Below are 13,198 nucleotides of genomic sequence, written 5' to 3'. Positions count from 1 at the left end.
AGTCACGCCAGGTGCGCCTTAAGTCATACCATCCGGCTATTTATATAGCCTCAAGGGTTGTTTCCCCCAAGGGCCGACCCGATGTCATAGTAGCGAAGCGCTTATATCGGCAAAGCGAATAAGCCATTCACTGGTCATGTTCAAGGAGCACGTCATGGCACTGCATCTAGGCGATACCGCCCCGGATTTCACCCAGGACAGCACGGAAGGCCCGATCAAGTTCCATGAATGGGCCGGCGACAGCTGGGTCATCCTGTTTTCGCACCCCAAGGATTTCACCCCGGTCTGCACCACCGAGCTCGGTGAGGTATCGCGCCTGAAGCCGGAGTTCGACAAGCGCAACGTCAAGGCCATCGGCCTGTCGGTGGACCCGGTCGACGATCACCGCAACTGGGCCGGCGACATCCAGGAAACCCAGGGCTACGGCCTGAATTTCCCGCTGCTCGCCGATGCCGACCGCTCGGTCAGCGATCTTTACGACATGATTCACCCCAACGCCAACGATACCCTGACGGTGCGTTCGGTGTTCATCATCGACCCTAACAAGAAGATCCGCCTGACCATCACCTACCCGGCCAGCACCGGTCGCAACTTCGCCGAGATCCTGCGGGTCATCGACAGCCTGCAACTGACCGACGGGCATAAGGTCGCCACGCCGGTCAACTGGACCGAGGGTGACGACTGCATCATCGTGCCCGCGGTGAGCAACGAGCAGGCCAAGGAGCTGTTCCCGCAGGGCTGGGACGAGAAGAAACCCTATCTGCGCATGGTCAAGCTCGACAAGTGAGCCCACGTCCCGGCCCCGGCCGGGACTCGACTCCTCCTTTTCTCTTCCCGGCGCTGTCCGCGATGGCCACCCTGCTGGCCACGCACGGAAGTTAGGGCCTGTTGACGTTTCGTCGCGGCCGCGACGGAGGCCCATTGGGTGTAGAACAAGGCGAGAGGAGCGTGGTTGGGTTATTCCCAATGAGCGACGAACAACGCAGTACTGCACCCAATGGACCCCGTCCCGTTGGGTTGCGCGTCAAAGGACGCCATGCGGCGTTGCGGGACTTGGCAAGGAAACAACCCTTGCCTGCATCCCGCGTCTTGCCTGGCGCCCTTTGGCGCAGCAACGCGGTTCACGCTGAAACGTCAACAGGCCCTAACGCATAAAGATATAAGAAAATCGTAGAGCGAGGATTTTCCTCGAACCCCAGCCAGTCGCTATAGTCACCTCCCAGATTCGTGATTCCCCGGGAGGACTGAGATGCAACGCCTATTTCACCTGTTCTGCGCGCTTGCGCTGGCCGTTACGCTGCCGACCCTGGCGTTGGCCGAGGACGACGAGACCTCCCTCGAGGTCGGCTACATGCCGATCCTGCCGGTGGCCCAGCTGTTCGTCATGGAGGGCGCAGGCTGGACCGACGAGGCGGGGCTGAATCTCAAGTTGACGCGTTTCTCCAGCGGCCCGGCGATGGTCCAGGCACTGGCCTCGGGCAAGCTCGACGTGGTGAACTTCGGCATCGGTCCGGCGATGGTGGCCCGCGCCAACGGCGTGCCGATCAAGGTGCTGGCCGCCAGCATTGAGGAACAGATCGGCCTGATCGCCCGCGGCGACTTCGCCGAGGCCTTTGACGGCAACGACCCGGCGGCAGCGATCGCCCGCTTCACCGAGGAATACGGTCGCAAGCCCAAGATCGCCACTTTCCCCGCCGGCTCGGTACCTTACACCGTGCTGCGCTATTGGCTGCAGGAGCAGGCCGGCGTCGACTCCGACGCGGTCGATATCGTCACCATGGGCGCCGATCGCGTCCAACAGTCGCTGCTCGCCGGCGCGGTGGATGCCGCCTCGACCCTCGAGCCAATCCTCAGCGTGGTCCAGCAGCGTGATCCCGACGCCCGGGTGGTGGCGCGTGGCAGCGACATGCTGCCTAATCAGCCCGGCGCGGTGTTGGCGGTGCGCGAGTCGGTCATGGCAGATCACCCCGAGGCGATCCGCAAGCTGGTCGCGCTGCACGTGCGCGCCACTCGCCTGCTCGAGGAACGGCCCGACGAGGCCGCACCCTACGTGCGCGAGTTCGTCGGCAAGCGGCTGATCAGCGAAGATACCGTCAAGGCCGCGCTGGCCTCTCCGTCGTCCAACTATCTCGCCGACCCGCACGCCATCGTCGACGCCACGCAGACCATGGCCGACTTCCAGCAGCGCACCGGCATCCTCAAGAAATCGGTCGATGTCGACGCGCTGTTCGACACCTCGGTGTATGACGCGGTCATTCAGGAGCTCGGGACCGAGGCGCCATGACGCGCCTGTCCCACCATCGACGCACCCTGCTCAGTGCCGCCGGCCTCATCAGCCTGGTGGCGTTGTGGGAACTGGCCCTGCGCCTCGGCCTGCTGCCGGGCAACCTGGTGCCGTTGCCCTCGAGTATCCCCACCGAGTTCTGGGCCGAGATTCGCGACGGCATCTGGCTCGATGTGGTGCTGGCCAGCCTCTCGCACTACAGCACCGGCCTGGCGATCGGCTCGCTGCTGGGCATCGCGGTGGGCGTCGGCGCGGCGCTCGAGCCCACTTTTGACGCCATCCAAAGCTGGTTGGCCCGACTGCTACGACCGATCCCGCCGCTGGCGTGGATCCCGTTCGCGATCATCTGGTTCGGCGTCACCGAGACCGCGGCAGCATTCATCATCAGCATCGGCGTGTTCTGGATCAACTACTTCGCCAGCTATAGCGCGGTACGCGCGGTGGACGACGGCTATTATGAAGTCGCCCAGGCCTTCGGTCAGGGGCGCTTCATGGCGCGGCTGTGCAAGGTCAGCCTGCCGGCGGCGGCACCGGGCATTCTCGGCGGCCTTCGCGCCGGATTCGGCCAGGGCTGGATGACGGTAGTCGCCGCCGAGCTGTTCGGCATCCCCGGCATCGGCCAGCGGATGATGGAGGCCTCGGGCCTACTCGCCACCGACATCGTGGTGGTTTACATGCTGACGATCGCCGCGCTCTATGCGCTGTTTGACTTCCTGTTCATGAGCATCCAGCGGAGGATCCTGCGGTGGCAGAGCTGAGCCTTTCATCGCCGGCGCCCGGCCGGCCGGTGCTGCAGGCGCGTGGCGTGCGCCTGGGTTTCGCCGGCGAGGTGGTCCTCGACGACGTCAGCCTCGACATCGCGCCGCGCGAGTTCGTCGCCGTGGTCGGTGTCTCGGGGGTCGGCAAGTCGACCCTGCTGCGCGCGCTGGCCGGGCTGCTAACGCCGCAACGCGGCACGGTGAACTTGCCGGCCGTCGACGAGCCGGCCACGCGTCCGTGGTCGATGGTCTTCCAGGCGCCGCGACTGTTTCCGTGGCGCCAGGTACGTGGCAATGTCGAACTGGGTCTCGAGGGGCTGGCATTGTCGCGCCGCGAGCGCCGCTCACGGGCCCTGGAGCAGCTTGCCCTGGTGGGCCTCGAGGCGTTCGCCGAGCGCTGGCCGCGAACCCTGTCCGGTGGCCAGCAGCAACGCGTGGGCATCGCCCGGGCACTGGCGGTAAAACCCCGGGTGCTGTTCATGGATGAACCGTTCTCGGCACTCGACGCCCTGACCCGCCAGCGCCTGCAGGTCGAGCTCGGCGAATTGCGCCGGCGCAGCGAGGCGGCAATCCTCTTCGTCACCCACGATATCGAGGAGGCGGTACTGCTCGCCGATCGCGTGGTGGTGCTCGGCAAGCCCGGCGAGGGCGAGCCGGCGCGGGTCAGCGAAATCGTTGCCGTCGACCTGCCGCTGTCAGGGCGCCGCGAACACCCGGCGTTCCGCGAATACATTCATCGGCTCGAGCGCCATATCGGCATCGATACGCCCACTTCCACCCCCCAGGAGAGTTCCTCATGAGCTCGCTACGCGTCCTCCTGCATGCCCCCACCGCCGACAGCCTGGCCCGCGCCCGGCGTAACGCCCGCAACCTGGTCAAGGTGCACGACGACGCCCAGGTGCGTATCGTCGCCAACGGCGCCGCGGTGGCCGTCGCCCTGGCTGAACCCGACCCGGTGGCCGATTCCTGGCTGCACCTGTGCCGCAACTCGCTGATCGCCCAAGGGCTCGACAACACCGCCGGCCACGAGGAGGTCGAGGCCGCCGTGGTTGCCTTGGCCGAATGGCAGGCCGAGGGCTGGAGGTATATCCACGCCTAAGCCGGCCGCCGGCCCGCGCGTTGCCGTAGCCGCCGAGTGGTTACCGACGCCAGATAGCGCTCGCGCTGGATCGCGACGATGGTCTCGGCAAGCTCGTTGAGCTGCTCGGGGCGACATAGGTTAGTGGCAAGCCGCGGATGCTTTTAAGGAATCATTGTTCATCCTTTTATTCGATTAACCACTATCTGCGATTGTCGGTGTCCGGCTCGGCAGCCTGGATTACTGTGCCGCAAACATCGCCAGCGGATGGCGGGCGACGATGCGGGCCGCGACTCGCTCACCCGCCAGCAGCGGGCATTCGTGATTCTGACGACTCTTGAGTACGGTGCCGTCGTCGAGCGTGACCCCGAACAGACGCTGCTCGCCCTCGTAGCGCATCCAGTCGATGCAGGCGTTTCCCGGGGCGGCCGGCGCCAGGCCGATGTCGTCCGGACGCACCAGCAAATCGACGCACTCCATCGACTCTTTCGGCCCGTCCTTGGCAGTGACGGGCAGCTTGCCCAGCACGGTCTGCACCGTCTCGCCGCAGCGCCGCCCGGGCAGGAAGGCCGCATCGCCGAGAAAGGTAGCCACGAACCGATCGGCCGGCTCACGAAAGCATGCTTCGGGGGTGCCAATCTGTGCCAGCCGACCGGCCTGCATGATGCCTACCCGGTCACCGACCGAGAGCGCCTCGGCCTGGTCGTGGGTCACCCAGATGGCAGGCACGTTCGCTGTCTTCAGCGCATCGCGGATCACATAGCGCAGGCTGTCCTTGAGCGCGGCATCCAGATTGGACAGCGGCTCGTCGAGCAGCACCAGGGAAGGCGAGTGCGCCAGCGCGCGAGCCAGCGCTACCCGCTGCTTCTGGCCGCCCGAGAGCGTCTCCGGCATGGCCTTGCGCAGCGTTTCGATGCCCAGCACCGCTAGCCAGTAGTCGACGGGCTGGCGCCGTTTGACGCGAAAGCCGATGTTCTGCTCGACATTCAAGTGCGGGAACAGCGCGAAATCCTGGAATACCATGCCGATACCGCGTTTTTCCGGGACCACGAAACGGTGCTTGTCGATCTGCATGCCAGCCAGTGTCAACGAGCCCTCGCTGAGCGGCTCCAGCCCGGCGATAGCGCGCAGAGTCGTCGACTTGCCGCATCCGGTGGGGCCGACCAGGGTTAAAATCTCCCCGTCGCCAAGGGTCAGGTCGAGCCCGCTGACAACACTTGTCTGTCCATAACACACGCCCATGTTTCGCAGTGTCAGCATCGTCTCGTCACCTGAACGCCTGAATGGATTCGAGCCTGGCGGCTAGCGGGAGTGACGCCGGGACAGACGCCCCTCGCCCAGCACCATCATCATCACCGCCACGGCCGAGACCAGCATCAACAACAGACCGGGAATCGCCCCACGCCCGAAGTAACCGGCCTCATAGGTACGCCATAGATAGGTACCGATGGTCTCGAACCCGGTGGGACGCAACATCAGCGTGGCGGGCAGTTCGCGCATTGCCTCCAGAAACACCAGTGCCGCGCCAGCGACCAGCCCCGGCAGGCTCAGCGGCAGACTGATCCGCCGGAACACCTCGAAAGGCGAGGCACCCAGACTGCGCGCCGCGCCGGTCAGGTCGTTGTTACGCCGAGCCAGCGTCGCGCGTACGGCACCCACCGCCAGCGGCAGGAAGCGGATCATGTAGGCGACCACCAGCAGCGTCACGGTCTGATAGAGAAAGCTCAGCTGCAAGCCCAGATATACCAGCGCGGTGCCCAGCACGATACCCGGGATGCCAAAGCCAAGATAGGTGATGCGCTCGAACAGTCGTCCAAGCCGCCCTGCCGAGGCTGCAAAGGCGACCGGCAGGGCCACCAGGACGGTCGCTACGGCGGCCAGCAGCGAGACATACACGGAATTCAACAAGTAGCCGGGATCGAAGCCGACGGCCCCGTCGCGGACCAGCCAGAGAGTGAAGATCGCCACCGGCAAGGCCAGCGCCGCGAGCACGATCACGCTGGCGCCGACCAGACAAAGCACCTTTATCGCACCGGGCAACTTGAGGGTCATTGTCCTGCCGGGGCGTTCGCGCGACGCCCTGAGTCGTGACTCGAGCAACAGGATCAGCGCGACAAAGCCCAGCAGCTGCAACGACAGCAATGCCGCCCGATCGAGACCAAAGGCGTTGTACTCGACGAAGATCACCCGGGTGAAGGTATCCAGTTGAAGAAGCGCCGGCGTGCCGAAATCCGAGAGCGTGTACAACGCCACCAGCAGCGCACCCGCAGCAATGCCGTTACGTACGCGAGGCAAGACCACTTTCCACAATGCCGTGGGCAGCGGCATGCCCAACGTGCGCGCCGCCTCGAGCACACTGACGTCCAGCCCGGCCAGCGCCGCCCGGGTGCTGAGCAGCACGAAAGGAAAGGTATACAGGGTCATCACCAAGGTGGCACCCGCCAGTCCCTTGACCGGCGGCAGCGGCAACCCGCTGAGCACACTCAACTCGCCTCCCGGACCAAAGGCAGCGAAGAACGCGAACGCGCCGAGATAGCTGGGCACCGCCAGCGGCGCGGAAAGCGTCGCCACCCAGAAACGTCGCCCCGGAAGGTCGGCATAACTGGTGACCAACGCCAACGGCACGCCGATCGCCACGGAGCCCAGCACCGTCAGCAGCGCCAGCGCCAGGGAATTGACGGTGATGGCCGCGATCTGCCCAGCCAAGTCGACATCCGCACTCAGGCTCAACATGAACAGCACCGCCACCGGGGCCAGGATCACCGCCGCGACAAGCCCGCTCAGCCATACATTGACCCGCGATGGCGTCACAGCACACCGGCTTCGCGCATCAGCGCCAACGTTGGCCGCAGGTCAGCCAGCTGCGAAAGTTCCACCTGGGGAGGATTAATATCGCTCATCGGCGGCAGTCCAGCGGGCATCGCCACACCTTTGACCATCGGCAATTCGAAGGCTTCCTCGGCCAGAAACCGCTGCGCCTGCTGAGTTTGCAGATAACGCACCAGGCCGGCGGCGGCAGGATTGTCGCTCAACAGTGCCACGCCCGAGGCATTGACCAGCGAGCCTGCATCGCCGTCGGTGAAGCCCAGGGCCACCGAGGCCGACGGCTTGCCCTGTTTGAGACGCAGCGTGTAATAGTGATTGGCGAAACCCGCATCGATCTCGCCACGCTCCACCGCCATTACCACGCCGAACTCGCCAGCATAGCTGGTGGCCCGCTGCTTGACCCCCCGTAGCCACTCGAGGGTGCGCTGTTCACCCTCGAGCAGGCGCATCGCCGTCAGAAACGACTGAAAGGCACCGTAGGCCGGTGCCCAACCGAGTTTCAGGTCGCTGTCGGCGAAGGCCATGATGTCGTCGGGCAGCCGCTCGGCCGTGACACGCTGGGGATTGAAGGGCAGCGTACGGATGCGTCCGGAGATCGGCACCCAGGCGTCAGCACTAAACGGCTCGCGGACCGGCGCACGCAAGGCCTCGGGCACCGCTCGCGCCATCCCCTGGTCGACGACCAGTCCCAGCGAACTGGCATCGATCGACCAGAAGGCATCCGCCCGCTGCACACCGGCCTGATGTTCGGCGACCAAGGTGTTGGCCAGCGACGCCGATGGCCCGCGCCGGACGTTGAGATCCAGTTGCGGGTTGCGCTTACGGATTGCCTCGATGAGCGTCTCGTACAGCCCCCCTTCACCGCGTCCCAGATAGAGGGTCAGGCTACCCTTCAGCTCGGGCAAGGCGTCGACCGAGAGTGCCTGGGCCTCCTGGGAGGCTGCCAAGACCCGCGCCGGGCCCAGCAACCCCAATGCCAGGCCCGATTTCAGCAAGGTTCGCCTGTCCATGTCAAAAGACCTCGACCGTTTCCTGTCCGGCAAGCAATTCGCGGCTCTGATCGAGCCGCGCCTTCATCGATTTTACCAGCGTGGCGACCTGCTCGTCCTTGCCGCTCTCCATGGCATTCGGCAAGCTCGCGTTGAAGTCTTCCTCGAGCCCTTCGACCAGCTCGGGATCGAGCTCGATCAGTCCACCCTCGAGGCCCTCGAAACGCTGCATGTAGGCGTCACTGACCAGCGTCTTGGCCTCGTCGATTTCGCCTTCGTAATACTCGCCCAGTGCCTCATCGAGCGCCTCCTTGATAGCCGTGATCGGCGTCTCGCCACTCTCAGCCGAGCCCTCCTGGGGTTGCCCGGCGGCTTTGGACGTCGCCAGTCGCAAGGCACCGAGGCCCTGCCACAACGTGGCCCGCACACGGTTCGCGGCGCTTTCCACCGCCGACGGCGCCGCCGAGTCGTCCAGCGTGTTCTCGAGTTGACCTATGGCCTGCCAGATGAGCGGGTACAGCGGCTTGGCGTTGTCTTCCACGGCCTCGTGATACTCGACGCTCTCCCACTGCTGCTTGAAGGTCGCCAGTTCGTCGCCGGTTTGCGTATCGGCACGGTAGGACTCGACGAGGCTGCCCAGAGCAGCGTCGAGGGACTCGACATCGTCCTGATAGCCGCTCATCGTTCCACTCGCCTGGGCCGTACCGACGACGGCACCCAGGACAAGGCCCATCGCCGACTGGCTGCACACCTTGAGCCACCCCGTATTGTGTCGCTGTGTCATGCGTCACTCCTGTCTCTGTTGTCGTTGCGGTTGGCACGGCATGAATCGTCATGCGGTGAAATATCTTATAACAATGATTATTATTAACTTCCAGCTTTGACACAACTTTCTTGTCGCCGCTAGTACCCGGCGTTCATGTCGATGGGCGCGCCTTGATCGCTACCCGGCGCTCATGCACGGCGATCGCCACGCCGCTGGCTATGATCACCCCGGCGCCGACGAATACCCAGACGTCCGGCACTTCGCCCCACAGCCACCAGCCGAGCAGTACCGCCCAGACCATCGCCGTGTAGTCGAAAGGGGCGGCCAGCGCCGCCGGCGCGTAACGAAAGGCCAGGGTGATGCACGAAATCGCGCCCACGCCGAGAACCCCCGCGGCGAGAAAGCCCAGCCAGTGCAGCCCGTGCGGCGTCCGCCAGACGCCGGGCAGCAGGGCGGCACTGACCAGCATCGGCACCAATGTGGCGTAGAAGACCATCGCCCACAGCCGCTCCTTGCCGCCATAGAGCCGCGCGGTGATCATCATCAGCGCATAGCATACCGCCGCGCCGACGACGATCAGCGCGCCCCACTGAAAGCCCGCCGCGCCGGGCCGCACCACGATCAGCACCCCGCCGAAGCCGACCAGCGAAGCGACGAACGGTACCGCCTCGACGCGCTCCTTGAGCAGTGGCCCGGAGAGCAGGGTGACGAACAGCGGTGCGGCGAAGGCGATCGCCGTGGTCTCGGCGAGCGGCAGCAGGGTCAGCCCGGTGACGAAGAAGAACATGGTGCCGGTGAAGATCAACCCGCGCAGCAGGTGCACGCCCGGGCGATGCGTCTTGAGCGAGGCCCAGCCGCCATTGAAGCGTGCCAGCAAAGCGATCAGCGGCAGCGAGACCAGCGTGCGAAAGAAGATGATCTGGATCGGGTCGAAGCTGCCGCCCAGCCATTTCGAGATCGCATCGCCCAGCGCCAGGCACAGCACGCCCGCGCACATGATCAGGATTCCCAGCAGCGACGAGGACATGGCACTCTCCACGAACGGCGATCCACGACGGACGATGACGTGGCGACACCCAGCGTCAGCCGCCATCGCCATGCAACAACCGGGCGTATCGCCGAATGACGGTTACCGGCCGAGCGACCGGCCCCCGAGCATAGCCGAAAGCGCAGCGCACCGCGATGGTGCATGCCGATCAACAAAAACGCCCGGCTACAAAGCCGGGCGTGGGGGATGACGCTGCGGGTCGCTAGAATCAGCCGAACTTCTCGTTCTCGCCCATATCGGGCTGGCTGCCCTTCTTGACGTTGGCCTTGGCGACCTCGTAGAGCTGGAACACCTTGCTCTCGCGGGCCTTCCAGTGCTCGCCGAACGCGACCTTGATCTCCATCAGCGTCAGGTCGGGATCGTCCTTGCCGTCGGCAAACCAGGCGGCGACGAACGGATTCCAGTACTTGTCGATCAACGCGCGATCGTCGTTGAGCCGCGCCGTGCCGGACAGCGAGACATACACGCCCTCCTCCTGGTCGGAAAAGCTGAGGCACACGTCCTGGTCGGCCTGGGTCTCGAAGACCTCTCGGCGCTGCGCCGGGTGTAGAACCACAGCGTGCCGTCGTAGGCGTCCTGGACCAGATGCATCGGCCGGGCGCGCGGCTGCGGGCCGTCCAGCGTCACCAGCATGCCGACCTTGATGTCGCTGATCAGTTTCCAGATCTTCTGCTTGTGCTCGGGGCTCGACATCGAACGCCTCCTTCCCGGTGGATAGCGGAACGCCCGGGCTCGCGACGCTCCTTGGCTCCTTGCACCGCTGAGCCTAGTCCCGCGAATGCTGCGTGGCAAACATCGCAGACGCTATGCTGCAAGCGACGCCACCAGGAGACCGCCATGCCCGATCTCGAACGCCTGAAAGGCGTTTCTCTCCCTTCATGCTTAGCTGTTAGTATCGGTTAACCGGCAAGGACTGCCGAAAAGCGACCGCGCCGTCATGCGTGAAGATTCAATCGGAGAGAAACAGCACGATGCGCAATTTTTTGCTTCTGCGCCGCCCGCTGCCGCGGCGCACCCTGGTGTTCTGCCACGTGGTGGCCCAACTCACGCTGGTGATCGCCGGACTCGCCTGGCTGGCGATGCGCAGCCCGTTGCTGGCCGGCGGCTCGTGGGCCGAGCGCTGGCCGACGCTGGTGCTGGATACCGGCCTGTGGCTGCTGGCGCTGGTCGGCCTGCGGCTGCTCGCCGAGCTGTTGATGCTGCCCTACCATCTCGCCGGCTTGCGCCAAGGCCCAGGCGCCGTGGTGACGCGCGCCTTCGACCGGCGACCGGCGATTCACGACCCCGACAGCGCCTGGGTCAGCGAGGCCAGGCCCGCAACCGAGCCCGCCATCCTGGACGAGGAAGCCGTCGGCAATGTCCGGGTCGTTCAGCCTCGTCGCCCCTTCTCGGCGCGCCAGGCGCTGGACGAGGAAGGCAAGGCATCGCGCAGCAACAAGGGCGCCCCGTCCCGCCAGGAGCCCAGCCTGTAGCGATGGGTGTGGCGCGGTGCGACGTCAGTGACCGAGGATCTGGCTGAGGAACAGCTGGGTGCGCTCGGATTGCGGATTGTTGAAGAACGTCTCGGGCGGCGCCTGCTCGATGATCTGGCCCTGGTCCATGAAGATCACCCGGTCGGCGACGGTCTTGGCGAAGCCCATCTCGTGGGTCACGCAGAGCATGGTCATGCCCTCATGGGCCAGTTCGACCATGACGTCGAGCACCTCCTTGATCATCTCCGGGTCGAGCGCCGAGGTCGGCTCGTCGAACAGCATCACCTCGGGGCGCATGCACAGCGCGCGAGCGATCGCCACGCGCTGCTGCTGGCCGCCGGACAGCTGGCCCGGATATTTCTTGGCCTGATCGGCGATCTGTACCCGCTCGAGGTATTTCATGGCGCTCTTCTCGGCCTCGCGGCGCGGCTGTCTCTGCACCCAGACCTGCGCCAGGCAGCAGTTCTCGAGCACCGTGAGATGCGGAAATAGATTGAAGTGCTGGAACACCATGCCCACCTGGCGGCGGATCTGCTCGATGCGCTTGATGTCCTGAGTCATGTGCACGCCACCGACGAGGATATCACCCTGCTGGTGAGCCTCGAGGTGGTTGATGCAGCGGATCAGCGTCGACTTGCCGGACCCCGAGGGCCCGCAGATGACGATCCGCTCGCCACGCTTGACGGTCAGGTCGATATCGCGCAGCACGTGGAAATCGCCGTACCACTTGTTGAGCTGCTGGATCTCGATCATCGGCTCGGTGCCGTTGTCCTTTGAGGCAGTTGCTTCGCTCATGCAGGTGCTTCCTGAAATGGATTGTCTTGTTGTATGTCCATGCGGCGCCTTGAGATGACGACTGGCCGATGCTAATGCCCGGTGTGCAGCCGGCGCTCGATGTATTGGCTGTAGCGCGACATGCCAAAGCAGAAGATCCAGAACACCAGCGCCGCGAACACATAGCCTTCCATCGCGAAGCCCAGCCAGTTGGTGTCGGTCAGCCCCGCGCGGATAATCGCCAGCAGGTCGAACAGGCCGATGATCAGCACCAGCGAAGTATCCTTGAACAGCGCGATGAAGGTGTTGACGATGCCGGGAATGACCAGTTTCAGCGCCTGCGGCAGGATGATCAGCGCCATACGCCGCCAGTAGCCCAGACCCAGCGCCTGGCCGGCCTCGTTCTGGCCTTTGTCGATCGCCTGCAGGCCGCCGCGGACCACCTCCGCCATGTAGGCGCTCCAGAAGAACATGATGCCGATCAGCGCACGCAGCAGCTTGTCGAATTCGATCTCCGACGGCACGAACAGCGGCAACATCACCGAGGCCATGAACAGCACGGTGATCAGCGGCACACCGCGCCAGAACTCGATGAAGATCACGCTCACGCCCTTGATCAGCGGCATTTTCGAGCGCCGGCCGAGCGCCAGCAGCACACCCAGCGGCAGGGAGCCGACGATGCCCACCGTGGCGATGGTCAGCGTCAGCATCAGCCCGCCCCATTCGCGGGTCGGTACGTACAGCAGCCCGAAGCTGCCGCCGAGGAGCAGGAAATAGGCGATGACCGGAAAACCGACCAGAGTGAACAGCCCCACCCAACGCTTGACCGGCAAGCGCGGGATCGCCAGCCAGGCGATCAGCAGCGCCATCAAGGCGAACACGATATCGACCCGCCAACGCGCCACGTCCGGGTAGAAGCCGTAGACGATCGACTCGAAGCGCGCCGAGATGAACACCCAGCAGGCGCCGTCGCCGCTGCAGTCCTCGCGGGTGGTGCCGAGCCAGTCGGCGTCAAACAAGCTCCACTCCAGAAACGGCCAGATCAACCGAACCAACAACACGATGGTGACGACCGAGACGATCGAGTTGACGGGACTGGAGAACAGGTTGGCACGCAGCCAGCCGACCAGACCTCGGCTCTGGTTGGGCGGTTGGCGGGCCTCGATCATTGGGGTACGGACGGGATTGATAGTCGAGGCCATC

13 protein-coding genes and 1 pseudogene are annotated in these 13,198 nt (G+C 64.9%); 6 read left to right on the top strand and 8 right to left on the bottom strand.

The window, feature by feature from the left end; genetic code table 11:
- The first annotated feature begins 154 nt into the window (after positions 1-154).
- The 5 genes from HALZIN_RS0115625 to HALZIN_RS0115605 all read left to right on the top strand — a co-directional run bounded on the left by HALZIN_RS0115625 (position 155) and on the right by HALZIN_RS0115605 (position 4,141).
- Positions 155-787: a peroxiredoxin gene (locus tag HALZIN_RS0115625; protein WP_031385120.1), complete on the top strand. Its 633-nt coding sequence runs from the start codon at positions 155-157 to the stop codon at positions 785-787.
- Between the two features lie 462 nt (positions 788-1,249).
- Positions 1,250-2,284 (top strand): ABC transporter substrate-binding protein, encoded by a 1,035-nt coding sequence (locus HALZIN_RS0115620; protein WP_031385119.1) that lies wholly within the window; start codon positions 1,250-1,252, stop codon positions 2,282-2,284.
- Positions 2,281-3,042, top strand: coding sequence for an ABC transporter permease (locus tag HALZIN_RS0115615; protein ID WP_031385118.1), 762 nt, complete (start codon positions 2,281-2,283; stop codon positions 3,040-3,042). Before HALZIN_RS0115620 ends, HALZIN_RS0115615 begins: the two co-directional genes overlap by 4 nt.
- On the top strand, positions 3,030-3,842 hold the full coding sequence (locus HALZIN_RS0115610; RefSeq protein WP_084173630.1) for an ABC transporter ATP-binding protein: 813 nt from the start codon (positions 3,030-3,032) through the stop codon (positions 3,840-3,842). Before HALZIN_RS0115615 ends, HALZIN_RS0115610 begins: the two co-directional genes overlap by 13 nt.
- Positions 3,839-4,141: a DsrE family protein gene (locus tag HALZIN_RS0115605; protein ID WP_031385116.1), complete on the top strand. Its 303-nt coding sequence runs from the start codon at positions 3,839-3,841 to the stop codon at positions 4,139-4,141. The genes HALZIN_RS0115610 and HALZIN_RS0115605 overlap by 4 nt, the downstream gene beginning before the upstream one ends.
- 219 nt (positions 4,142-4,360) lie before the next feature.
- Here HALZIN_RS0115605 and HALZIN_RS0115600 read toward each other — a convergent pair whose 3' ends face one another.
- From HALZIN_RS0115600 to HALZIN_RS16980, 6 genes and pseudogenes are all read right to left on the bottom strand, one after another.
- Positions 4,361-5,380, bottom strand: a complete 1,020-nt coding sequence (locus HALZIN_RS0115600; protein ID WP_031385115.1) for an ABC transporter ATP-binding protein — start codon at positions 5,378-5,380, stop codon at positions 4,361-4,363.
- A gap of 42 nt (positions 5,381-5,422) precedes the next feature.
- Positions 5,423-6,931, bottom strand: coding sequence for an ABC transporter permease (locus HALZIN_RS0115595; RefSeq protein WP_031385114.1), 1,509 nt, complete (start codon positions 6,929-6,931; stop codon positions 5,423-5,425).
- Positions 6,928-7,956: a substrate-binding domain-containing protein gene (locus tag HALZIN_RS0115590; protein WP_031385113.1), complete on the bottom strand. Its 1,029-nt coding sequence runs from the start codon at positions 7,954-7,956 to the stop codon at positions 6,928-6,930. Before HALZIN_RS0115590 ends, HALZIN_RS0115595 begins: the two co-directional genes overlap by 4 nt.
- Before the next feature lies 1 nt (position 7,957).
- On the bottom strand, positions 7,958-8,719 hold the full coding sequence (locus tag HALZIN_RS17195) for a hypothetical protein (RefSeq protein ID WP_051907563.1): 762 nt from the start codon (positions 8,717-8,719) through the stop codon (positions 7,958-7,960).
- 133 nt (positions 8,720-8,852) lie between these two features.
- Positions 8,853-9,728: a DMT family transporter gene (locus tag HALZIN_RS0115575; RefSeq protein ID WP_031385111.1), complete on the bottom strand. Its 876-nt coding sequence runs from the start codon at positions 9,726-9,728 to the stop codon at positions 8,853-8,855.
- 229 nt (positions 9,729-9,957) lie between these two features.
- A pseudogene (locus tag HALZIN_RS16980) lies at positions 9,958-10,382 on the bottom strand (pyridoxamine 5'-phosphate oxidase family protein).
- 338 nt (positions 10,383-10,720) lie between these two features.
- Between HALZIN_RS16980 and HALZIN_RS0115565 the strand changes: the two are divergent.
- Complete coding sequence (locus tag HALZIN_RS0115565) at positions 10,721-11,221, top strand: hypothetical protein (protein WP_035575402.1); 501 nt, start codon at positions 10,721-10,723, stop codon at positions 11,219-11,221.
- Between the two features lie 24 nt (positions 11,222-11,245).
- Here the strand turns inward: HALZIN_RS0115565 and HALZIN_RS0115560 are convergent, their stop codons facing one another.
- A complete protein-coding gene (locus HALZIN_RS0115560; protein WP_031385109.1) occupies positions 11,246-12,016 on the bottom strand; it encodes an amino acid ABC transporter ATP-binding protein in 771 nt (256 codons plus the stop codon).
- A gap of 71 nt (positions 12,017-12,087) precedes the next feature.
- Positions 12,088-13,197 (bottom strand): amino acid ABC transporter permease, encoded by a 1,110-nt coding sequence (locus HALZIN_RS0115555; protein WP_031385108.1) that lies wholly within the window; start codon positions 13,195-13,197, stop codon positions 12,088-12,090.
- Position 13,198: the final 1 nt, after the last annotated feature.

Origin of the sequence: Halomonas zincidurans B6 (assembly GCF_000731955.1) — a bacterium.
GTDB classification, from domain to species: Bacteria; Pseudomonadota; Gammaproteobacteria; order Pseudomonadales; family Halomonadaceae; genus Modicisalibacter; species Modicisalibacter zincidurans.
Note: the sequence above shows the minus strand (reverse complement) of the source record. Positions and strands in the feature narration are given on the sequence as shown.

Coding starts and splice junctions, on each gene's coding strand:
- HALZIN_RS0115625 (WP_031385120.1), top strand. CDS start 155: ATGGCACTGCATCTAGGCGATACCGCCCCGGATTTCACCCAGGACAGC.
- HALZIN_RS0115620 (WP_031385119.1), top strand. CDS start 1,250: ATGCAACGCCTATTTCACCTGTTCTGCGCGCTTGCGCTGGCCGTTACG.
- HALZIN_RS0115615 (WP_031385118.1), top strand. CDS start 2,281: ATGACGCGCCTGTCCCACCATCGACGCACCCTGCTCAGTGCCGCCGGC.
- HALZIN_RS0115605 (WP_031385116.1), top strand. CDS start 3,839: ATGAGCTCGCTACGCGTCCTCCTGCATGCCCCCACCGCCGACAGCCTG.
- HALZIN_RS0115600 (WP_031385115.1), bottom strand. CDS start 5,380: ATGCTGACACTGCGAAACATGGGCGTGTGTTATGGACAGACAAGTGTT.
- HALZIN_RS0115590 (WP_031385113.1), bottom strand. CDS start 7,956: ATGGACAGGCGAACCTTGCTGAAATCGGGCCTGGCATTGGGGTTGCTG.
- HALZIN_RS17195 (WP_051907563.1), bottom strand. CDS start 8,719: ATGACACAGCGACACAATACGGGGTGGCTCAAGGTGTGCAGCCAGTCG.
- HALZIN_RS0115575 (WP_031385111.1), bottom strand. CDS start 9,728: ATGTCCTCGTCGCTGCTGGGAATCCTGATCATGTGCGCGGGCGTGCTG.
- HALZIN_RS0115565 (WP_035575402.1), top strand. CDS start 10,721: ATGCGCAATTTTTTGCTTCTGCGCCGCCCGCTGCCGCGGCGCACCCTG.
- HALZIN_RS0115560 (WP_031385109.1), bottom strand. CDS start 12,016: ATGAGCGAAGCAACTGCCTCAAAGGACAACGGCACCGAGCCGATGATC.
- HALZIN_RS0115555 (WP_031385108.1), bottom strand. CDS start 13,197: ATGGCCTCGACTATCAATCCCGTCCGTACCCCAATGATCGAGGCCCGC.